Annotated in this window: 18 protein-coding genes and 1 pseudogene; 9 read left to right on the forward strand and 10 right to left on the reverse strand. The window is 46.0% G+C overall.

Annotation, left to right across the window (positions count from 1 at the left end):
• Positions 1-102: 102 nt before the first annotated feature.
• Both sat and cysC read left to right on the forward strand, forming a co-directional pair.
• The gene (gene sat, locus WA279_RS19235; RefSeq protein WP_336156372.1) at positions 103-1,272 is read left to right on the forward strand and encodes a sulfate adenylyltransferase; all 1,170 of its coding nucleotides are present in this window, start codon (positions 103-105) and stop codon (positions 1,270-1,272) included.
• A complete protein-coding gene (cysC, locus tag WA279_RS19240; RefSeq protein ID WP_123373364.1) occupies positions 1,269-1,868 on the forward strand; it encodes an adenylyl-sulfate kinase in 600 nt (199 codons plus the stop codon). Before sat ends, cysC begins: the two co-directional genes overlap by 4 nt.
• 27 nt (positions 1,869-1,895) lie before the next feature.
• On the opposite strand, the gene WA279_RS19245 is transcribed toward cysC, so the two are convergent.
• Positions 1,896-2,702 carry an alpha/beta fold hydrolase gene (locus tag WA279_RS19245; RefSeq protein WP_336156373.1) on the reverse strand — a complete coding sequence of 269 codons (807 nt, stop codon included), beginning with the start codon at positions 2,700-2,702 and terminating at the stop codon, positions 1,896-1,898.
• A 205-nt stretch (positions 2,703-2,907) separates the two neighbouring features.
• On the opposite strand from WA279_RS19245, the gene WA279_RS19250 reads away from it, so the two are divergent.
• Positions 2,908-3,546 (forward strand): pentapeptide repeat-containing protein, encoded by a 639-nt coding sequence (locus WA279_RS19250; RefSeq protein WP_336156374.1) that lies wholly within the window; start codon positions 2,908-2,910, stop codon positions 3,544-3,546.
• A 7-nt stretch (positions 3,547-3,553) separates the two neighbouring features.
• Here WA279_RS19250 and WA279_RS19255 read toward each other — a convergent pair whose 3' ends face one another.
• Entirely contained in the window at positions 3,554-5,008 is a 1,455-nt protein-coding gene (locus WA279_RS19255) for an aminotransferase-like domain-containing protein (protein WP_336156375.1), read from the reverse strand.
• Between the two features lie 65 nt (positions 5,009-5,073).
• Between WA279_RS19255 and WA279_RS19260 the strand changes: the two genes are divergently transcribed.
• Both WA279_RS19260 and WA279_RS19265 read left to right on the forward strand, forming a co-directional pair.
• The gene (locus WA279_RS19260) at positions 5,074-5,736 is read left to right on the forward strand and encodes a LysE/ArgO family amino acid transporter (RefSeq protein WP_327829000.1); all 663 of its coding nucleotides are present in this window, start codon (positions 5,074-5,076) and stop codon (positions 5,734-5,736) included.
• Between the two features lie 49 nt (positions 5,737-5,785).
• A complete protein-coding gene (locus tag WA279_RS19265) occupies positions 5,786-6,295 on the forward strand; it encodes a DinB family protein (protein ID WP_064671447.1) in 510 nt (169 codons plus the stop codon).
• 50 nt (positions 6,296-6,345) lie between these two features.
• Here WA279_RS19265 and iolX read toward each other — a convergent pair whose 3' ends face one another.
• From iolX to WA279_RS19280, 3 genes are all read right to left on the reverse strand, one after another.
• A complete protein-coding gene (gene iolX / locus WA279_RS19270; protein WP_335388536.1) occupies positions 6,346-7,374 on the reverse strand; it encodes a scyllo-inositol 2-dehydrogenase in 1,029 nt (342 codons plus the stop codon).
• 203 nt (positions 7,375-7,577) lie between these two features.
• Complete coding sequence (gene degA / locus WA279_RS19275) at positions 7,578-8,591, reverse strand: transcriptional regulator DegA (RefSeq protein WP_003245813.1); 1,014 nt, start codon at positions 8,589-8,591, stop codon at positions 7,578-7,580.
• 17 nt (positions 8,592-8,608) lie between these two features.
• A complete protein-coding gene (locus WA279_RS19280) occupies positions 8,609-9,472 on the reverse strand; it encodes an AraC family transcriptional regulator (protein WP_336156376.1) in 864 nt (287 codons plus the stop codon).
• A 123-nt stretch (positions 9,473-9,595) separates the two neighbouring features.
• Between WA279_RS19280 and WA279_RS19285 the strand changes: the two genes are divergently transcribed.
• Positions 9,596-10,963, forward strand: coding sequence for an MATE family efflux transporter (locus WA279_RS19285; protein WP_003233074.1), 1,368 nt, complete (start codon positions 9,596-9,598; stop codon positions 10,961-10,963).
• Positions 10,964-10,992: 29 nt separating this feature from the next.
• Here WA279_RS19285 and farP read toward each other — a convergent pair.
• Positions 10,993-11,818 (reverse strand): annotated as a pseudogene (gene farP / locus WA279_RS19290) (farnesyl diphosphate phosphatase).
• A 231-nt stretch (positions 11,819-12,049) separates the two neighbouring features.
• On the opposite strand from farP, the gene WA279_RS19295 reads away from it, so the two are divergent.
• Entirely contained in the window at positions 12,050-12,529 is a 480-nt protein-coding gene (locus WA279_RS19295) for a DinB family protein (RefSeq protein ID WP_336156377.1), read from the forward strand.
• Positions 12,530-12,658: 129 nt separating this feature from the next.
• Here WA279_RS19295 and asnB read toward each other — a convergent pair whose 3' ends face one another.
• On the reverse strand, positions 12,659-14,503 hold the full coding sequence (gene asnB / locus WA279_RS19300) for an asparagine synthase (glutamine-hydrolyzing) (protein WP_336156378.1): 1,845 nt from the start codon (positions 14,501-14,503) through the stop codon (positions 12,659-12,661).
• A gap of 145 nt (positions 14,504-14,648) precedes the next feature.
• Between asnB and WA279_RS19305 the strand changes: the two genes are divergently transcribed.
• The gene (locus WA279_RS19305) at positions 14,649-15,230 is read left to right on the forward strand and encodes a DUF2777 domain-containing protein (RefSeq protein WP_123373639.1); all 582 of its coding nucleotides are present in this window, start codon (positions 14,649-14,651) and stop codon (positions 15,228-15,230) included.
• A 30-nt stretch (positions 15,231-15,260) separates the two neighbouring features.
• Here the strand turns inward: WA279_RS19305 and wprA are convergent, their stop codons facing one another.
• From wprA to WA279_RS19320, 3 genes are all read right to left on the reverse strand, one after another.
• Entirely contained in the window at positions 15,261-17,945 is a 2,685-nt protein-coding gene (gene wprA, locus WA279_RS19310; protein ID WP_041851007.1) for a cell wall-associated protease WprA, read from the reverse strand.
• Positions 17,946-18,112: 167 nt separating this feature from the next.
• Positions 18,113-18,469 carry a YisL family protein gene (locus WA279_RS19315; RefSeq protein ID WP_003244937.1) on the reverse strand — a complete coding sequence of 119 codons (357 nt, stop codon included), beginning with the start codon at positions 18,467-18,469 and terminating at the stop codon, positions 18,113-18,115.
• 115 nt (positions 18,470-18,584) lie between these two features.
• Entirely contained in the window at positions 18,585-19,490 is a 906-nt protein-coding gene (locus WA279_RS19320; RefSeq protein WP_003245441.1) for a fumarylacetoacetate hydrolase family protein, read from the reverse strand.
• Positions 19,491-19,644: 154 nt separating this feature from the next.
• On the opposite strand from WA279_RS19320, the gene WA279_RS19325 reads away from it, so the two are divergent.
• A complete protein-coding gene (locus WA279_RS19325; RefSeq protein WP_251186902.1) occupies positions 19,645-20,568 on the forward strand; it encodes a CotH kinase family protein in 924 nt (307 codons plus the stop codon).
• Positions 20,569-20,655 lie beyond the last annotated feature (87 nt).

Genomic DNA, 20,655 nt, shown 5'->3' on the forward strand with positions numbered 1-20,655 from the left:
GTTCTGGCTATGAGAATCGAAATGATGTTGAGGCGCTGATGTCAAACTTTCATTAACAGCAGCAAAGAAAACAAGGAAACGTATAAATGGAGGTTGAACACGTTGAATGGAAACGAACCCCACGGAGGGGTATTAATCAACCGCTGTGATCCCGCATGCCATTTTGAAGAGTGCGCGTGCGAAGCAGAGCTAGATCAGCTTGCACTGAGTGATCTGGAGCTTATCGCGATCGGCGGATACAGCCCGTTAACAGGTTTTTTGGGAGAAAAAGATTATCATCGTGTTGTGAAGGAAATGAGGCTGGCAAACGGCTTGCCGTGGAGCCTGCCGATTACGCTGCCTGTCGGAGAAAAAACAGCAAAACAGCTGTCTGCCGGAGATCACGTCAAGCTAGTGAAAGACGGTGTTACCTACGGCATGATCACAGTCACCGATATATACCAGCCTGATAAAACACAAGAAGCACTGTCTGTTTTTAAAACAAACGATCCTGCCCACCCAGGCGTAAAAAAATTGCTGGCGCGCCCGGATTACTATATCGGAGGGCCTATCACGATCAGCCGCCTGCCTGACAAATCTTTCGAACAGTTTTATGCAACGCCCGCAGAAACAAGAGCGGCCTTTCAAAAACTCGGTTGGAAAACGATTGTCGGCTTTCAAACCAGGAACCCTGTTCACAGAGCGCATGAATACATTCAAAAAACAGCGTTAGAAACGGTCGACGGTCTGCTGCTTCACCCGCTTGTCGGAGAAACAAAGTCAGACGATATCCCAAGCGATATCAGAATGGAAAGCTACCAGGCTTTGCTTGATCACTATTATCCAAAGAATCGTGTCATGTTATCGGTATTCCCTGCCGCCATGCGTTATGCAGGTCCGCGGGAAGCGATTTTCCATGCGCTCGTCCGAAAAAATTACGGCTGCACCCATTTTATTGTAGGCCGTGATCACGCGGGTGTCGGCAGCTACTATGGAACATACGACGCCCAAAATATTTTTCATTCATTCACAGAGGAGGAGCTTGGCATCAAGCCGCTGTTTTTTGAGCACAGCTTTTATTGCCGAAAATGCGGAAACATGGGCACCTCCAAAACATGTCCGCACAGCTCAAGAGACCACATCCACTTATCAGGCACAAAAGTGAGAGAGCTTCTCCGCCAAGGCAAAAAGCCGCCTAAAGAATTCAGCCGGCCTGAGGTCGCAGCCGTGCTGATCAAGGGACTTCACCAACAGCCTGTTGCCATCAAACAAAACAGCGGGGAATTGCAATGACACACAATCCGAACATCATTTGGCATCCCGCTGCCATCTCAAAGTCTGACAGACAGTCCTTAAACGGACACAAAAGCTGCGTCCTTTGGTTTACAGGTTTGTCCGGCTCCGGAAAATCGGTGCTGGCCAATGCAGTCGATGAAAAGCTTTACCGCAAGGGCATTCAGAGCTACGTACTTGACGGTGATAATATCCGCCACGGCTTAAACAAAGACCTTGGATTTCAGACTGATGACAGGATTGAAAACATCCGCCGGATCGGAGAAGTGGCGAAGCTGTTTGTCGACAGCGGGCAAATGATTTTAACGGCTTTTATTTCTCCATTCAGAGAGGATCGGGACATGGTTAGAGCACTCTTTCCTAAAGGTGAGTTCTTCGAAATTTATGTGAAGTGCCCGCTGCATGTTTGTGAACAGCGCGATCCAAAAGGGCTTTATAAAAAAGCGCGAAACGGAGAGATCAAACATTTCACTGGGATCGATTCTCCGTATGAAGCACCGCTTTCACCCGATTTCATCATTGAGTCAGACCAGACCTCTATTTCCGATGGAGCTGATCTCATCATTAACGCACTGCAAAACAGAGGAATTATATAAAAAACCCGATCAATGTCGGGTTTTTTCTTATGAGTTGGAGAACTGCGCAATCAAACTGTTGATCTTCTCTTTTTCCTCATAAAATGCTCCGTGCCCGCTGTTTGCAAACGGAACCAATTCCGACTGTTTGATGCCGCGCTTCAATTCTTTCGCAAAATCAAACGGCGCAATTCTATCCTTTCTCCCGTGCAGGATCAGCGTCGGCACCTTGATTGCAGCAAGTTCCTTTCTGAGATCTTCGTCTCTTAATGCGATGCCCGAGCGGATCGTCCCGTAGGAGGAGGCCTCCAGCATCAGATTGAGAAACCACTGTCTAAGCTCTGGAGACACTTTTTTCTCAAAAAACTGTTTCCCTAAATCAGCCAGTGTTTTGGGCCGATCAGCTTTGAACAATTCAATCATATCGTCAATATCCTGCTTCCTCATCCCGTATGGATAACCCGGGCGTTTTGTAAACGCGGGGGCCGCCGCAGACAGTAAAATCAGCTTATCAACATCGGCTCCTTCATGCCGTGCCATATAACGGATTGCAATGGCGCCGCCCATTGAAAAACCGGCAAGAATCGCATTCTCAAGCTGCAGCGTATAAATGACTGCTTTCACATCATCGGCCATCGTGTCATAATCGTAGCCTTCCCAAGGGCGGTCAGATTGCCCATATCCCCGCAAATCAACGCCGATAAAACGAAATCCCCTTTTCGGAAGTTCATTCATTTGATATTCAAACATCTTATGATTCAACGGCCACCCGTGCAAAAAGATGATCGGCCTTCCATGTCCGATATCCTCTACAAACAGTGTCACATGCTCCTCGGTTTTGATGTAATGCCCCATTCCGCATTCCTCCTGTTCCCTTTGGCTTTCCCGGCCTGTAAACGCCTTGACGTATAGGAATCTTTCCATTTATGCTTACAAAACAAGCGGGCTGCTGTACCAAGAAAAGGCTCTTCACGATTTACTATATGTATCAATTTCCTTAACGATCTATTAAATTGAACCCGGAAGCCTTTGTTTTTCGGGCAGCAAAGGATGTCATCACATGAATAAAATCGCAATTCAAAAACCGAACATACCGGAAAACCTGCAAACCGCAGATTTTCATGATGCCGTGACGCAGGATGATGTAATCAGCATGCATTTGTTTGAAGATTGTACAATCTGCGGCGAAGATATCGAAAGACTTTGTGTGGAAAAAACGCTATTCAGAAATGTCGTCTTTATCGATGTGTCTTTTCGGCATATTGAACTGACCGATGTGATCTTTGAAAAATGCGATTTATCAAACGCCGATTTCAGCGGGGCTGTCATTCACAGAACTTCTGTTAAGCAGTCAAAAATGGTTGGAATGAATGTGGCGGAAGCAACGCTGCGGAATGTTTCATTCGAGGAATGCCACGGACATTTCAGCTCATTTTCGTACTCAAATATGAAACAAGTTCGATTTGATCACTGTGCTCTTATGCAAAGTGAGTGTAGCAATACGGTGCTCCAGCAGACACACTTTGACAGGTGCGAATTGGAAGGCGCCAGCTTTACCGGCACGTCCCTTCAAAACATGGACATCAGCACGTGCCGTTTTGAACAGCTTCATGTCTCCCTCGACAAATTGAAAGGCTGCAAAATCGCACCTGAGCATGCGATTGCCTTCGCCAGGGCACTGGGAGCTGTCATCGTATAACCAAAGCCTAGGACATCATCAGGCGGCGTGCTGTTTCAGCTGCCGCTTTAATGCCAGTTTCCAAATCTCCAAGAGATGCATAGGAATATGACAGCCTGATGCTGTTTCGGTCTTCACCGTCATAAATGTAGCCGGGATTCACAAGCACCTGCCGTTTCAGCAATCCATAAAAGAAACGGCTGACAGGCAGGTTTTTGTGAAATGTCACCCAAATATAAAAGCCGCCTGCGGGAATCCGCCACGTGGCAATGTCCCCGGCATACCGCTCGAGAAAATGAACGGCGGCGTCTCTCCTTTCTTTAAGCTTCCTGCGTACCCAAGTCAGATGCTCTTCATAATATCCCTGTGACAGCCACTCGGCAGCCGCCCACTGGGACAGGCCGCTTGATCCGTAGTCTGTCTGCATTTTAATGTCCGCCAGCCTTTCAATAACCGGCTCCGGACCGGCAAGCCAGCCGATTCGCAGACCGGGGCTAACCGTTTTTGAAAACGTGCCCAGATACAGAATATTGCCCTCATGATCCATTGCTTTCAACGGCTGCGGCGGTTTTTCTTCAAACCATAAATCACCGTACGCATCATCCTCAATGATGGGCAGCTGCTCTTTTTTTGACAGGCTGATGATCTCTTTCCTTCGCTGCTCTGACATGACTGTGCCTGTCGGATTATGAAACGACGGAATCGTGTAAAGCAGCTGTCCTCCATATTGTTTTCGATTAGAAGAAACAAGCCCCGCTTTGACCCCTTCATCATCCATCGGCAAGCCGCGAAGCCGCATCCCAGCTGATTGAAATACATGCAAGGATTGAAGGTAGGACGGCTGCTCCGTCAAAATGACAGAATCTCGTTTTAAAAGTCCAATTGAGATGAGCTGAAGTGCCTGAAGTGCACCGGACACAATTAAAGTTGCAGACGGTGACACATGGATCTTCTTTCCTTTTAAATGGTCGGCCACTGCCTCCCGCAGCTGACGGTTTCCTTTCGGCTGCTCATATCCTAAAGACAGGGCGCCCGGATTGATTTGCTGAAACATCCGTCCAATTGTGTCAGCAGGCACAAGATCCGGTGAAAGTTCTCCAGTTCCTAATCTGATGATATCCGCTCTTGGTTCGTTCTGATTAATAGCTTGAATGATGGAAGAATTGGCGCGATGAATGCCCGAACGGACGTAATCGCTCCAATCAAGCGGAGGCTCAGCCGCCAGCACGCTCCAAGTACTGTTTACAACCTTCGTACCGCCGCCTCTTCTTCCCTCTAACAAGCCTTGAGACGTGAGTTCATCTATGGCTGCTGTGACTGTGCTGCGGTTGACTTGAAACATGTCGGCCAGCGTTCTCTGTGAGGGGATTTTCGTCCCTACAGCCCACTCTCCGTGAAGAATCTTGTCTTTCATATATTGTTCGATCTGCCGATGCAGCGGAACATCCGACTTTCGGCTTGGCTGCCATTGCGACAAGGTCATGCCCCCTTTTTTACACATTATACATTTGGCTGGTTCCTAACCCAACCAAATGGCTGGAGACTTTAGTGACAATCTCTCTTATGATTGAAAAAAAATGTGAAGGGAGCTTTTTCAGCATGAATGCAATCATTCACGGAATTGTGCTCGCGTTTGGCTTAATTTTGCCGCTGGGAGTGCAGAATGTGTTTATTTTTCAGCAAGGCGCGTGGCAAAAGCATATTTGGCGGGCTCTCCCAGCTGTCATCAGTGCTTCAGTCTGCGATACCCTGTTAATCGTATTAGCCGTTGCGGGCGTGTCTGTCATTGTGCAGGAGCTGCCTGTGTTTGAGACAGTCATGATGGCCGGCGGATTTTTATTTTTGCTCTATATGGGCTGGGTGACTTGGAACAGCCGTCCGAACACAAGCCAAAATGAGAAACATACGTTCACACCAAAAAAGCAAGCTGCGTTTGCGGCCGCTGTTTCTCTTTTAAACCCGCATGCCATTCTGGACACGATCGGCGTCATCGGCACGAGCTCTCTTCAATATTCGGGGCTTGAGAAATGGCTCTTTATGGCCGCCTGCGTCGCTGTGTCTTGGATTTGGTTTATCAGCCTTGCAATAGCGGGCCGGTTGTTTCAGACGATAGATACGAGCGGCAGACTTATGCTGATCGTAAACAAATGCTCTGCAGCGGTAATGTGGGCAGCGGCAGGATATTTTGGGGTGTCACTCTTTTGCAATTGAAGGAGAAACAAATGAAAACAACGAATTTCTTAGAAAAGGAGGCATGCTGATGACTGATGCAAAACAGTTTTATGACTATCATTCTTGGGCAAACAAGAAAATATTTACCCATATCGAAAACCTGCCGGAGGAAACTGCCTATCAAGAAGTAAAGAGCGTATTTCCTTCTGTCAGCGACGTGCTGCTTCATATGTGCAGGGCTGACTACATTTGGCTGAATGTTCTTTCGGGAGTGGCCTACCAAGAGATTATAGACAGCGCAGGCAAATTAGAGTCCGCGCAAGGTAATATGGCAGCGATTAAACAGCACGCTGCCGAGCTGGAGTCACAGTATCATGATTTTTTCAGCCGCCAGACGGACTTAGAACAGACCTTCACAATGCAGCATCCGAAACTAGGTACACTGGAATCAACCTATGCAGACACCATCCTGCATGTCGTCAATCACGGCACTTACCACAGAGGGAACGTAACCGCCATGCTGAGACAGCTGGGCCATTCAGGCGTACCTACTGATTATATGTACTATTTATATGAGAAAAGAGAAAGCAAGGGCTAAAATGTCCTTGCTTTTTTTTGCGGAAAGCCTCAAATGCAACATATTAGCTTTTACATACCTGTATAAGCGCGCTTCACATCTAGCTGTACCGGCCTGCCGCTTCGAAAGGAATTGGTTGCGGCGATGCCGACTTCTAAATTGATCGTCGCATCGATATCTGTCACAATCGGTGTTTTTCCATTCCGGACACACTCGGCGAAATGCTGAAGCTCCAAGCAGTAGGCTTCATGAAAACGAGTTTGAAAGTCTGGAATGATATCAAAACTGCTCCCTTTAGCCGATAGGATGGTCACATGTTGATGTCTCAATGTCCCTATGAAAATACTGCCCTCTGTCCCGATCACCTCCGCCCGGATGTCATGTCCGTATGGAGAGGTTCTGCTTGCCTCGACGTCCCCCGCTGCGCCGGAGTCAAATTCAATATACGTCAGCGCCTGATCCACATCACCATACTGCTCCATAAACGGATTGTTCAGAATCCTGCCGTGTCCTGAAACAGAAGTGATTTCCGCCCCCAGCAAATAACGGGCAATATCATAGTCATGGATGGAACAGTCGATAAAAATTCCACCGCTGTGTTTGATAAATTGTGCGGGAGGCGCGCCTTGGTCGCGCGTAAAGCCTTTATAATAGATAGGTTTGCCGATTTCTCCAGCGTCGATCCGCCGTTTGGCATCTGAGTATGCTGGATCGAACCGTCTCATAAAGCCGACTTGGCAGATGACACCTGTCTCTTTCACTTTTTCAGAAACTGCTCTTGATTCCTCAAGGCTTAATGTCAGCGGTTTTTCAACGAAGATCTGTTTGCCGTTCTCGGCTGCTTTGATGATCATATCACCATGTGTGCTTGTCGGCGTTACGATAATGACAGCGTCAATGCCGGGATCTTCTAACACTTCATACGGGTCCTCTGACCATTTTTCGATACCGAATTCTCTGGCAACCTGCTCCGCTCTCCCTTTTAACGGGTCACTGACACTAACCAGCTTTGCCCCCGGTACACTGGTGACGAGATTTTTCGCATGATCATAACCGAGCCTTCCTAATCCCAATACTGCACATCTTACTTGATGTTCCACGTCCCATCCTCTCCTTTAACTCATTTCAGGGTTAAGAAAGCGCTTTCTTTTAACAGCTAAAAAAACAGCGGTTCTATCCGCTCTGCCATTTTGCGCAAGCGCTTTCTCAAAAGATGGTTTTATTTTACACTGCCTTTGGTTTACACGCAATATGTTTTTTTGGCTTCAACTGTCATAATGAAAAAACCCGCTCATTAGCGGGCTCATGTGTTGAGCGGTGATGTAGAATGTCTGACTACAAGCTCAGGCGGGAGCACTATTTTTTGTTTCGCCTTTCGTTTTCCCTCTATTGCTTCTGCCAGCAGTTCGATGACGCTCCGCCCCATCTCTTTTATCGGCTGGGCTACGGTTGTCAGGGGCGGAGCCGCCATTTCTGCGAGTATCGTATTATCAAAACCAATGATAGAAAGATCATCCGGCACTTTTATGCCTCTTATTCTCGCAGCTTGTATGGCGGCACAAGCCAATACGTCGTTGAAGGCAAAAATAGCAGTCGGAGCGTTTCTGTCGAGCAATTTTCCCGCTTCTTCCTTGCCGCTTTCCAAGGAAAACCGCGTCTGGATGATAAGTGATTCATCAATGGGCACGCCCGCTTCCTCCATCGCCTGACGGAAGCCTTTGATTCTATTTTTTTCGCCTGTCGTTGACCCGTCTCCGATAATGCAGGCGATGTTCGTGTGGCCGAGTGACAGAAGATGCTTGGCAGCCTCATATCCGCCACGAACGTCATCTATCACAACAATATCCATCGGAAGCAGCGGCTTATCCTGAGAAATCATGGCAATCGGAATTTGTTCACTGGCGATTTCCTCCAAAGCAGACATACTGTCATGGCTTTCAATCCCTGTTGCAAAAATAATGCCATCCACCTTTTTCTGTTTCAGCACAGAAAAATATTTTGTTTCTTTTTTCGGATCGTAATCGGTGCTGCAAATCAACATTTGAAAACCGAGCTCATCCGCTCTTTCCTCAATGCTTTTAGCAAGTTCGCCGTAAAACGGATTTGAAATATCAGGCGCCACGAGAGCAATCATATTCGTTCGTTTTCCCGTTAACGCCGCGGCGTGAACATTGGGCGTGTATGCCATTTCATTCATGACATTCATGACCTTCTGCCGTGTTTTATCGCTGATTCTCCCCGTATTGTTTATCACACGGGACACAGTTGTGATCGAGACACCCGCCGCCTTTGCCACATCGTAAATTGTTGTTTTCATGTTCATCCCTCGTCTGGTTATTGAACTTTCCGGCTGACAATTTTCCGGTATTCAATTGGTGAAATGCCTTCTATCTGCTTAAAGAGTTTTGAAAAGTATGTCGGATCTTCCATTCCGACCGTTTCCGCAATAACACCCATTTTATCATTTGTAGAGGATAAAAGACGCTTCGCTTCCGTCATTCTCACCCGGTTCGTGTATTGTGCCGGAGTCACGCCGAGCACCTGCTGCATGCAGCGGCTCACATAATCCTGATGATAGTGAAGGGCGAGCGACAGATCCTTGATTGTCGTCTTTTCCTTATAGTGCTCCTGTAAGTACCGGGCCGCCTCCCAGGCTACCCGCTCTTTCGCAGACGGTATTTGGAACGCTTCTTTTTGAAGATGCAGCATCAGCTCCTCAAATAAGATTTGCTTTCTGAGCGGCAAATCAGAGTTTTCCGCGGAGTAATCGATCAGCTTTTCAAACTGCTGCGCCATAAACTGCGGGCGCTGCACCTTGCCTTTTCTCGGCAAGGCCAATCCGTAGCGGGCCGGCTCTTCAAAGCTCCCTTTTTCCTGCTGAAGCTCAGACCAGTTGCTGCCTCCCTTTGCCGTAAATTCATATCGATGTTCACTGAAGTGAAGCCAATAGTAGGAGGTTGCTTCATCACTGCCCTTCGTCCCGTAGTGTTCAAGACCGGGAGAAAGCAAGATGTACTCGCCGCCTTCAACAGAAAACGATGTTTCATTTTCCGTTATATATAACGTTCCCTGTTTGACATATATCAGATCAAACACGGAGAATACACGTTTCACATGGGTTTCTCCTTTTTTAAAAACCCCTTCCCCAGCTGCGATAAATACCGGAAAAGGCGGGACTGTAAACAGGATGCGAGGCATTTGAATCATCCTCCTTTTTAAGTCGGATTTTTACAAGAAGTATCGTTTCTATCCCTTTTTATTATAAGGAAATGGAGGTACACTTTAAAACGTTGATTTTATTTACGAAAGGGGTTAGACACTATGAAACAAGCTGTCTTCAAATCAACTGCTTTGAAAAAACCCGCTGACAAAACGTTCTCATTATTTTCGCTTACTTGGCCGATCTTTATTGAGGTCTCATTATATATGTTTATGGGTAATGCCGATACACTGATGCTCAGCCAATACTCGGATAACAGCGTGGCAGCAGTCGGCGTCAGCAACCAGATTTTAAATTTAATTATCGTGATGTTCAGCTTTATCGCAACAGGAACGACCGTTATCATTTCACAATTTCTAGGCTCACGGCAAAAGAAAGAAGCCATGGAAGTCGCTTATGTGTCAATCGGCGCCAACTTCTTCATCAGCCTGGCCATCAGCGCCGTCGTCTTTTTCGCGGCTGTCCCTCTGCTTCATATGATGGGATTATCAGACGCACTGATGCCTGATGCGAAAGTCTTTTTACAAGTTGTCGGAGGTCTGTCCTTTATTCAGGCTTTAATCATGACATTCAGCGCGATCTTAAAAAGCTACGGCTACACAAAAGATACAATGTTTGTCACTATCGGCATGAACATTTTAAACATTGCCGGAAACTTTGTTGTGATTTTCGGTTTGTTCGGCTTTCCTGTTCTCGGCGTTGCCGGTGTGGCCATGTCCACATCTATCGCCCGCGTCATCGGATTAATCGCGATGATTGTGATTGTCAACAAACGCATCCAGCTGAAGATGTCGCTGAAAAAAGTCTTTCATATGCATAAAGAGCATTTGCGCAAGCTGCTGAAAATCGGCATTCCTTCTGCGGGAGAGCAGCTTTCATACAACCTTTCGCAAATGATTGTCACGTATTTTATCGCCATCATGGGCGCGCAGGCGTTGACAACAAAAGTGTATACGCAAAATATTACGATGTTTATTTTGCTGTTCGGCACTGCGATCAGCCAGGGTACACAAATCTTAATCGGCCGTTATATCGGCGGCAAACAATTTGATGCCGCTTATGAGCGCTGCATGAAGAGCTTATATTGGGCACTCGGAATTGCTGCGGCTACCTCTGTTTTGATGACGATCTTTTCAAAAGACCTGATCGGACTCTTCACACAAAGCCCTGACATTATAGCAACTGCAAGCCTATTGATTGCCATGACCATTATCCTTGAACCAGGCCGCTCGTTTAATGTCATTATCATTAACTCTCTGCGGGCCGCGGGGGATGCGAAATTCCCGGTTTACATGGCAATGATTTCAATGTGGGGCATCGGCCTCCCGCTTGCTTATCTTTTCGGCATCCACCTCGGTTTCGGTCTTGCCGGCATTTGGATTTCTTTTATCGCGGATGAATGGGTCCGGGGAATCTTAATGTACAGAAGATGGCGCTCACGTATCTGGATTCAAAAAGGTATGGCGTAACACCCGGCTCAATCAAGGCCGGGTGTTTTTTAGATATCAGACAGAATCTGCTTCACTTCGGTCTCTGTGAGAGCGAAGTGATGTTGAAATACATCGTGCTGCTTCGCCCGGATTTTTTCTAAAACAGCCCGGTACAAATGAAGAGCGGCTTTCACCGTTTTTTGAGAATACTGCGGAAATAGCGGCAAGGCATCCTGACACTCTTCAAGGTAGGCTTCTGCTTCAAAAGCGATATACTCCCACGTCATTGTGAACGCTTTATTTACGGTGCCTTTTTGGAGATCAGCCTCTGTATAGCCGAATTGCTGCATTACCTGACGGGGAATGCGGTTTTTTTGCTGATCTGTGCCAAGATCACTTAAGAAGCGAACCAGCTGTATGGCCAAGCCGAGAGAGACGGCTGCTTGTTTGAGCTGATCTTGTTTTCGGCGTGTCAGTATCGGCAGCAGCATCAATCCGGCAGCACCGCCCGTCCGATATGCGTACATGAGCAGTTCATCAAGGTCATCATACGGCTTGGCGTCTTCTTTTTGTGCGGCAATAAACTCCCGAAAAGGTTCGCTTTCCAATGTAAAGGTCCGATACGCATGATCAAAAGCCTTCCATAGATGTTGATTACCGTTATTTGTCCTTTGGTAAACATGATCAGCTTTAGCTTCAAATGCGGGCAATACCTTTTCGTCTGCACTGGCCGCCGTGTGGCAAAACGACAATACTGCCCAAGAGGCTTGTCTTTGCTTTAGCGGGAGATATGATAATGCTTTGAAACAGGCTGGCGCGTATTCGCCAACAATCTGTCCGCATTGCTGGTAAGCTTCTTTTATCTCTTTCATTTTTCTCACTCCTATGTATCACTGATTCTTCAAGTCTAGTATGTTTTTTCTTAATTGTATATGAAGAAAATGCCGATTCTTACTTTGTAAAAGTAACAAGACGCACAGCATCATCGACGAGATATGCATTATTATTTTTAATGCCATACAACAGGTAGAATGTAAACATTTCTCAATCATCACTTCAATAATAGAGGAATCACGGAAAAAAGGGCTAATTGTTATGATACATGATAGTATTGGAGTGAGTTCAGTGATAAAATTTTTTGAATATAACTGGCAGGTTAGAGATCAATGGTTTACTTGGTGTCATCAACTAACCACTGAAGAATTACTTAAAAACCGTCTTGGCGGAGTAGAGAATATTTTATATACCCTTTTTCATATTATTGATGTGGAATATAGTTGGATTCGTGCTATCCAAGGAAAAGAAGATATCGCTGTTCAGTTCGCTGATTATCAAACACTCAATAAAGTGAAATCTCTCTCAAATACATTCCGAACTGAAATAATTGATGTTTTACAAACACATTCAGATCAAATAAAAGATAAACTTGTAAGCGTTCCTTGGGAGACAGGTGTTTTATATACGCGAGATGAAATATTACACCATATCATCGCTCACGAAATTCACCATATTGGTCAACTTTCTGTATGGGCTAGGGAATTAAAGTTAAGCCCGGTATCAGCTAGTTTTATCGGCAGAACATTAAAACCTATTCATTCTTATTGAAGGAATGCGGGGGCAATTCGATAGTGCTGTTGTACAAAAAAGGATAGATAGAGCATATATTTCCCTGCTCATCTATCCTTCTTATTTAAATCTATACATCTCTGGCTTTTAATCACATTTGCATTGAACCTACCTCTCGTCAATATCAATGCGATACGCTTCAAACCATGTATGAATTTGAGCAAGATGGGCGATCAGCTGAGGCCCCTTCATGAGCTGCCCGAACCACGGCACCTTGAAGGAGGAGCCTTCCGTTTCTAAAAGCTGATCTAATTGTTTTCTGTCCAGCAAGGTATGGAGCACGGAGTCCTTTTGGCTTCTGATCGTTTTCAGCCATTCGCTGACGCCTTTTGTATATTCCGGATGATGTGTTTTCGGATACGGGCTTTTTTTGCGATACAGAATGTCATCAGGCAAAATACCATCAAGCGCTTTGCGCAAAATGCCTTTTTCCCGATTATCATGCATTTTCATTTCCCACGGAATATTCCAAACATATTCCACAAGCCGGTGATCGGCAAACGGCACCCGCACTTCCAGGCTCGCCCCCATGCTCATGCGATCCTTCCGATCCAAAAGGTTCGTCATAAACCAAAGCATATTTAAATAGAACAGCTGTCTTCTTGCTTTATCCACACCCGTTTCACCATCTAATAATGGCGTTTCTGCCAAGGTTTCTTCATATTTGGCATTTACGTATTCTTTCAGATTCAATTTTTTCTGCCATGAGTCAGAAAGCAGCTTGATCCGCTCCTCCGTTGATCTCATCCATGGAAAGCCAGACTCAACATCTGCCGTATGGAACCACGGGTACCCGCCGAAAATCTCATCCGCGCACTCTCCCGATAGGCTGACGACAAAGTCCTTTTTGATTTCCCGGCAAAACCACAGCAGGGATGAGTCGACATCCGCCATTCCCGGCAAGTCTTTGACCAGTACAGCTTCCTCCAAATGATCAACGAGATCTTTTTGGCTGATGACGCATTTGTGGTGCGTCGTGCCGAAAGTCTCTGTCATTTTTTCAATCCATGGTCCGTCATCATTCGGCTGAAATGCGCTTGCTTGAAAATATTTATCGTTCTCTTCGTAATCAATCGAATAAGTATGAAGCGGTGCTTTTCCTGCCTTTTCAAAATGGCCCGCCGCAATCGCTGTAATTGCGCTTGAGTCCAGACCGCCTGATAGGAATGTGCAAACCGGCACATCCGACACAAGCTGCCGCGTCACCGCGTCCTGAAATAACGATCTGACATTGGCAACCGTGTCATCAAAACTGTCCGTATGTTTTTCGCTTTCAACATTCCAATAACGCCAAATATTAAGTCCGTCTTTGGAAAATGTCAGCGCGTGAGCCGGGCGGATTTCTTTTATGCCTTTAAATATGCCAGTGCCCGGGGTTCTGGACGGTCCAAGACCGAAAATTTCAGAAAGTCCCGTTCTGTCCACTCGCGCTTTTATATCAGGGTGCGCGAGGATTGCTTTGATTTCCGACCCGAAGAGAAATGAAGAGCCTTCCTTCGTGTAAAAAAACGGCTTTACGCCGAGACGGTCTCTCGCGGCAAACAGCAAATTTCGCTTTTCATCCCACACAGCGAAAGCGAATATGCCATTGAGATGGTCGACACAGTCTTCCTGCCATTCGATGTAGCTGTGCAGAAGCACCTCGGTATCTGACGTACGTTCGAATTGATGGCCCCGCGCCCGCAATTCTTTGCGCAAATCTTCCGTGTTATAAAGCTCGCCATTGTAAATAATGGTGTACGTATCCCCTTTATAGGTACACGCCATCGGCTGGCGTCCGCCTTCAATATCAACAACCGCAAGTCTTTTATGTCCGAATAAAACATGGTGCTCCCCCCAAACGTTTGAATCATCAGGCCCTCGTTTGGAAAGAGTGTCTGTCATTCTGTCCATCGTTTGTTTTTCCTGGACGAGCTGCTTTTTAAAATCGACCCAACCCGTAATTCCACACATGTGACATCAGCTCCAATCCCGTTTCTTTCGTAACAATTTCGTTTCTTTCAGCACCTTAGTAAGTTTATGCATCTATAGGCAGATAGTTGATTTGTCCATAAAAGAGTTGTATGGGACAGGCTTGAATTGGAAAGAAAAGAGAGGAATGAAGAAAAAGGAGACAGCATGGATGAAACGGAAACAATTGTTATATACAGAGGAACGAAAGTGGGAATACGGCACCATCCTCATTGAAGACGGCATCTGTTTAATCGAAAACGGAGAAGGCGATATACTGCTGGCGGACAGTCTCCAACACAGCCCAATCTGGATCCATCATAAAGGAAAGTGGGAGCAAGCCGGCTTTCAGGATCAATTGGTTCTGGCATGCGGTGAAGAAAACATCTCCCTTTCCGGCGGAGAACGCATCCGCTATGAGAAATCAGTCAAGCGGCCGCTCATGGCGCTTTTGGATTCGCTTGACGACGAAACCTTTCTCGCATTTCTACAGCACTTGCACAGCTTCGGCTTATCGGTATTCGATTGCGTCTTTTCTTATAATAAAGGAGTCTTTTCGAATACTTCGGCGGGGCAGGGTGTGTCCTTTTATCACTTTTCAAATGACACCGCACAATGCGCGATGCAGCATCACTACAGCAGCGAAGGGACAGGAGACCGTTTTGAATGGACAGCTTCAAACGGAAAGCGATCCATTATGTATTCAGCAGTCCAACGGGGGCGCAAATAAAAAAGCGGTGCATCGAGCACCGCTTTTTGGTTACTTTTCAACAACAACTTTTGCTTCCTTGCTTTCTTTTTTATCTGTATCCGCAGCCGTGACGTACAGCACCGTTCCGGCTTTTTGTTTTTTGATTTTCACCGAAAACGTTCCTTTTGCGTCTGCTTTGGCAGAAGCAATGACTTTCTTTGATTTGTTTTTTACTCTGATCATCGCTTTGCTGTTTGCCTTCCCTTTTACTGCCGTATCCTTCGTTTTCACCGCGTTTACTTTCGGTGTGCCGGAAGGTTTTCCTTTGACGACGACAACTTTATACGATGTTTTCGCATCGCCTTTAGTTGCTTTCACATACAGTACTTGATCCTGTTTTTGAGTCGCGATATTAACCTTGAACGCATTGTCTTTTCCGGCTTTGGCGCTGCCGAGTTTCTTTTTGCCGTTCATCACCTCGATAAGTGTGCCTTCCTTCGCGTTTCCTCTGACAGCTGTTTGAGTGCTTTCCAGCTTGTTGACCTTAAGCTGTAAATCAGCTGCGCTGACAGCCTTCATGACATTCAGCCGCCCGTAGCCTGAATGCCAGTCTACACCAGGTGTCTTCGGAATTTCAATCGGATCGCCATAATCGTCATACAACTCTTCTTCTCCGCCATCGACACTTTCAAAGGAAATATCATCTGCCGTCTTTTTCAACATATCCTCAACTTCTGTTCTTTTCAGTTTAGGATTTTGAGCAAACAGCAATCCTGCAGCAGCGGCAGCATACGGCGTCGCCATAGACGTTCCGCTCATGTACGTGACATTTCCGTTCGGCACTAAGCTCGGGATATCAGACCCTGGAGCAGAGATGTCCAGACCTTTTCCATAGTTAGAGAAATCAGCGGTCATATCCATGCGGTTCGTTGCGCCGACTGACATCACATATTTAGAAGATGCAGGATAAGATAAGGCATTTTCTCCATCATTCCCGCTGGCTGCGGCAATCAACACATTTTTGTCAGCTGCGTACTTCAAAGCAAATTCAAGCACGCGGCTGTAGCCTCCGCCTAAACTTAAATTAATCACCTTTGCTCCTTTGTCAGCAGCATATTTGATGCCGAGAGCAATTTGTTCAGTATCTCCGGAACCTGCGGAATCAAGCACTTTTACAGGGATGATTTTTGCTTTGGCATTCAATCCAGTCATTGAATAGCCGTTATCGCTTTGGGCCGCAATAATGCCTGCGACATGCGTCCCATGCCCCTGATCATCCATTGCATTGTTATTTCGTCCGACAAAATTGTGTCCGAGATCTGTTCTTACTTTTCCTTTTAAATCAGCAAGCGTGCTGTCTACGCCTGTGTCTACTACTGCAATGAGTGTATCGTTAAGCTTGCGTTTAGACAGCAATGTGTTGGCAGGCTCATATTTCACATCCGCGTTTTTGACACCGCCGTTTTCACCGTTGTTTTTAAGCGGCCATTGATAAGGGTACTGAATGTCGTTTGCCAGGCTTTTGTATTCCTGCACGGGTTCCGCAAACTCTACATTGGACATCTTGGATAGTGTCGCAGCAGCGCTTTTGACCCTTTTGGCGCTTGCCGTATATGCGCCGTTCTGTTTCTCGTCTTTCGGAAGTTCAAATGAATACAGATTGTCAAACAGTTTCTTTGCCTTTTTCACATTAGATATGTCTTTTTTCGATTGCGCGCTTGCAGAAAAGCCCTTCATTTCATTATGTACGGATGAGAGGCTTTTATTGTCCTTCACCTTGAAAATAACCTTTGTTGTCTGAACTTCACTTTTTGCTGCAATATTGTTTTCTGTTAAAATGGCTCCGGCTGTTTTGCCTTGCAGCTGCTTCATATTTAGTCGGTCCGCTTGTTTCTTTATCTCCTCTTTAAGGAATGACGGGACTGATTGTAAAGCTTTATCGTATAGCCGGTTGATCGCTTTTTGATCCTTTTCAGTGACCTTATACGAAGATGATGCTCCGTTTTCTGACACATCGTCAAATAACGGCTTTAATGTCACAAGATCCTGATAGATTTCATTTCTTGCTGTTTTATTGAGTGCGAGTTTTGCAACGATAAACGGTGCTGCTTTGTAATAAAGGCTTGTCAGTTCTTTGCCTTCTGCTGTTTGGCTCAGCTGCTCATCACGAATCGCTCTCAGCTTATCCAGGATGCCTTTTCCTGATTTCTTCTGATCGACACTCATTTCAACCGGACAAGCTTCTTCCTCTTCTAAATCTGACGGCTGTTTTTTGGTGCCTTTATACCCAATCGTATACTTGGCTTCTGCAGCTGCTTCTGCCGTTCCGTCGTCCTCTGGCTCTTCTTCTCCGAGGTATTCAACTTTTACATAGTAAGGGCCGCTCCACGCGTATGGAAAGATGACTTCGCTTTTTCCATCCTCCGCTGTGAAAGAACGGTACATCTCAAACGTCTCATCTTTAAGCGCTTTTTCCTTACTTGGATATACAGATACATTCAGTACTGAATCACTCTTTACGGTAAGTGCCATATGTGAGTTTTTCTGAATATCCGTTGCTCCCGGGGTCACTTTGTACCATTTCACCTGTTCCGGCTCCTTCATGGCGCCTGTCTGCTCTTTGCCGTTTTCCAGAGCAGCCGCCTGATCGATCGCGCCGGCCGCTGCAGCTTTGGTTCCCGGAGAAAAAAGGCTGAAAATCAGTGCAAAAATAAGCACTGCCGCCACAACCGAGCTGAATTTTCTGCGTTTCATGTTATCCCTCCTGCAAAATAATGAATCTCCTTGAAGGTATCATAATTTCATAGGACGAGATACCGCTTACAGGGAATTTTAAGGTTATTTTAAATGATTTGGAATATGAGGGGATAAATATAAAAAAACCCAACTCTATCAAAGAGCCGGGTTCATAGGTTTTTCTATTAAAACAATTGAAAACCAATTGGCAAATGCAGACCGAGCAGCACTGTCAGCAAAAGGACAATGACGAAGCCGACCCACAGGCCTCCTGTTGATTTTTCTTTTTTCTTGCGGATGAGGAGCATTTCCATCAGGCCGATGGTGATAATGCCCAGAATCATTTTGCCGGCGTATTCTCCGTTCCAGTTGGCGAAACGGACAAACAGCTCAGCTCCTGTCAAAATAATAAGGATATAGAATAACCGCAGAATCATATGAGTGATTTTTGCGCCCTTCGCACTTCCTGACGAATACAGCGAGTAGCTGACGAAAAGCAGAATCAGCGCTACCACCCATGTCGTAATATGTAGGTGTGTCATACATGTTCCCCCTATCAGATAAATTACCCCACTTATAGTACCATGAACTTGTCCTCTGCCACAAAGATGATTATCAGAAAAAACGGGCGGGTCCGGGTCCGCCCTCCAGTTTTATTCAGCCAATTTGGTTTGACAGCGTTCCGATCGGGTCAATTGTAATATCAATTTTGTCACCTGATCGCAAGAATTTTGGAGGCGTAAACCCCTTGCCTACACCAGACGGCGTACCGGTGGCAATAATGTCGCCCGCTTCAAGCGTCATCCCCTTTGAGAGGGTTTCAATTAATTCCGGAATGGAAAAGATCATATCGCTTGCCGAACCGGATTGGCGCAGCTCGCCGTTGACTCTTGTTTCAACCTTGAGGCGCTCTGGCTCCTGAATCGATGATTTATGTACAAGCACGGGCCCCATCGGACATGTCGTATCCAAGCTTTTTCCGATAAAAAACTGCTTATGCCTTTTTTGCAGATCACGCGCCGTGATATCATTCACAATTGTATATCCGAAAACATGGTCATAGGCATCTTCTTTTGAAATGCGGGTCCCGCTTTTTCCGATCACGACAGCAAGTTCTCCCTCATAATCAAGCTGAGAGGTAACCTCTTCATGGCTCTTTACGATATCACCATGCCCAGTAACCGTTACCGGCGATTTTGTAAATACCATCGGATGCTCCGGAATATCAGCCTCGCTTCCCATTTCAATCGCGTGATCCCGGTAGTTTTTGCCGATGCAGATGATATTTTTTGATGGCTTCGGAATGGGTGCATGGAGCTTCACCTCAGATAATGAATACATAAATGATCCCAGCTCATCATTCGGTTTCTTTGCCCACTCGGCCAGCTGCCTTGCATGCGCAACGAATTTATCCCCTTCTGCGATACATTCAATCAGCGATCCCGGAATCGTCTCAAGTTCAAACAGTTTTTTTTCAGCCTTTTGCAAATCCATAATTTTCTCATCGTCAATGATCAGGCCGACAAACATTCGGTTGTAAAGTTCCCCTGTCGCAAATTTCATGTTATTCCTCCATCATCTTTTAAATCAGAATGCTCCTTCATGTATTCTCTGTCGAATGCTGAAATCCCTTTTTCTCAATTCCGTTTTCATTTCGTTTCAGGACGGGCTTGCTCTACATATCATACAAATGTCGTTTTGAGAAGGAGGAAAGAATATGGAGCGCGTGCATTTATTTTTTCATCGGGAGCAGCTGAAAAGGAAAGGTACTGCCAAGGGGCTTTTCGTAACAGATCGATCTGTTTCTCCCATTCTTCTCACACAGCGTGACAGAACGGAAAAGGCATCCTATGAAATCAGCTGGGAAAAGTCTCTGCTTGGTGAAAGGACACTTTTTTTGAATGCAGAACAGGATGATCCGTCCCTGATGCGGCGCAGACTCGCCTATTGTTTTTTTGACCAGATCGGCGTACCTGCTCCCGCTGCCTCGTACAGCTTTCTGACCATCAATGGCCAGCCTGAAGGCATTTATTTGAACATCAAGAACCATCAGCCAGCTGGTAAAACGAGTTACGGAGCAAAGACGGCCGATCCAAGGGTTCCGTTGTCCCTTTTTAACAATGATTCCTCGGCATTCTTACATGAATTTTTCATCCTGATCCGCACAGCCGGAGATGACGAATTGGCTGAAAGGATTAAATTGTACCTGGACGTCAAGCTGTTTTTTTTGTGGCTGATCGGCAACGCCTGCACCAATCAAGGCTTTTACTACACATTTTGTTTAAACGAATCAGGCCGGCTTTACGTTTCCCCGATGGAGACAAGATCGCTTGCCGTACAAGAATGGTATGAAGAAGACCCGCTTCTGACAAAAGGAAAGACGCTTTCGTCAAGGCTTCTATCCATTCCCGCCTTCCGGTCGCAATATCACACCTTAATGAAAAACGTGCTGAAGCGGTCGTTTACTATTGAACAATTATCTCCTCTCATCAACGAATGGCACCTTGACATTTGTCAAAGCGCTGCTGATGATCCTTTTATCAAAAAAAGCCCCTTTCAGATCGAAAAAGAGCAGACAAACATACTTAGAGAAATTGAGGAACGGCAGAACTTTTTACAAGCACACTTAGCAAGACTTTAGTCCTTTCTCCATTAAAAAAGGCCGCAGCAAAAATTGTCGCTTTTTTAGTCAAATTGACGAAAGGCAACCTTTTGAGCCAAAATAGGT

Origin of the sequence: Bacillus sp. 204(2023), from assembly GCF_037027505.1 — a bacterium.
GTDB classification, from domain to species: domain Bacteria; phylum Bacillota; class Bacilli; order Bacillales; family Bacillaceae; genus Bacillus; species Bacillus subtilis.

Excerpts from the sequence above, each read along its gene's own strand:
- cysC (WP_123373364.1), top strand. The coding sequence starts at position 1,269 with ATGACACACAATCCGAACATCATTTGGCATCCCGCTGCCATCTCAAAG.
- WA279_RS19245 (WP_336156373.1), bottom strand. The coding sequence starts at position 2,702 with ATGGGGCATTACATCAAAACCGAGGAGCATGTGACACTGTTTGTAGAG.
- WA279_RS19250 (WP_336156374.1), top strand. The coding sequence starts at position 2,908 with ATGAATAAAATCGCAATTCAAAAACCGAACATACCGGAAAACCTGCAA.
- WA279_RS19255 (WP_336156375.1), bottom strand. The coding sequence starts at position 5,008 with ATGACCTTGTCGCAATGGCAGCCAAGCCGAAAGTCGGATGTTCCGCTG.
- WA279_RS19265 (WP_064671447.1), top strand. The coding sequence starts at position 5,786 with ATGACTGATGCAAAACAGTTTTATGACTATCATTCTTGGGCAAACAAG.
- degA (WP_003245813.1), bottom strand. The coding sequence starts at position 8,591 with ATGAAAACAACAATTTACGATGTGGCAAAGGCGGCGGGTGTCTCGATC.
- WA279_RS19280 (WP_336156376.1), bottom strand. The coding sequence starts at position 9,472 with ATGCCTCGCATCCTGTTTACAGTCCCGCCTTTTCCGGTATTTATCGCA.
- WA279_RS19285 (WP_003233074.1), top strand. The coding sequence starts at position 9,596 with ATGAAACAAGCTGTCTTCAAATCAACTGCTTTGAAAAAACCCGCTGAC.
- asnB (WP_336156378.1), bottom strand. The coding sequence starts at position 14,503 with ATGTGTGGAATTACGGGTTGGGTCGATTTTAAAAAGCAGCTCGTCCAG.
- WA279_RS19305 (WP_123373639.1), top strand. The coding sequence starts at position 14,649 with ATGAAGAAAAAGGAGACAGCATGGATGAAACGGAAACAATTGTTATAT.
- wprA (WP_041851007.1), bottom strand. The coding sequence starts at position 17,945 with ATGAAACGCAGAAAATTCAGCTCGGTTGTGGCGGCAGTGCTTATTTTT.
- WA279_RS19315 (WP_003244937.1), bottom strand. The coding sequence starts at position 18,469 with ATGACACACCTACATATTACGACATGGGTGGTAGCGCTGATTCTGCTT.
- WA279_RS19320 (WP_003245441.1), bottom strand. The coding sequence starts at position 19,490 with ATGAAATTTGCGACAGGGGAACTTTACAACCGAATGTTTGTCGGCCTG.
- WA279_RS19325 (WP_251186902.1), top strand. The coding sequence starts at position 19,645 with ATGGAGCGCGTGCATTTATTTTTTCATCGGGAGCAGCTGAAAAGGAAA.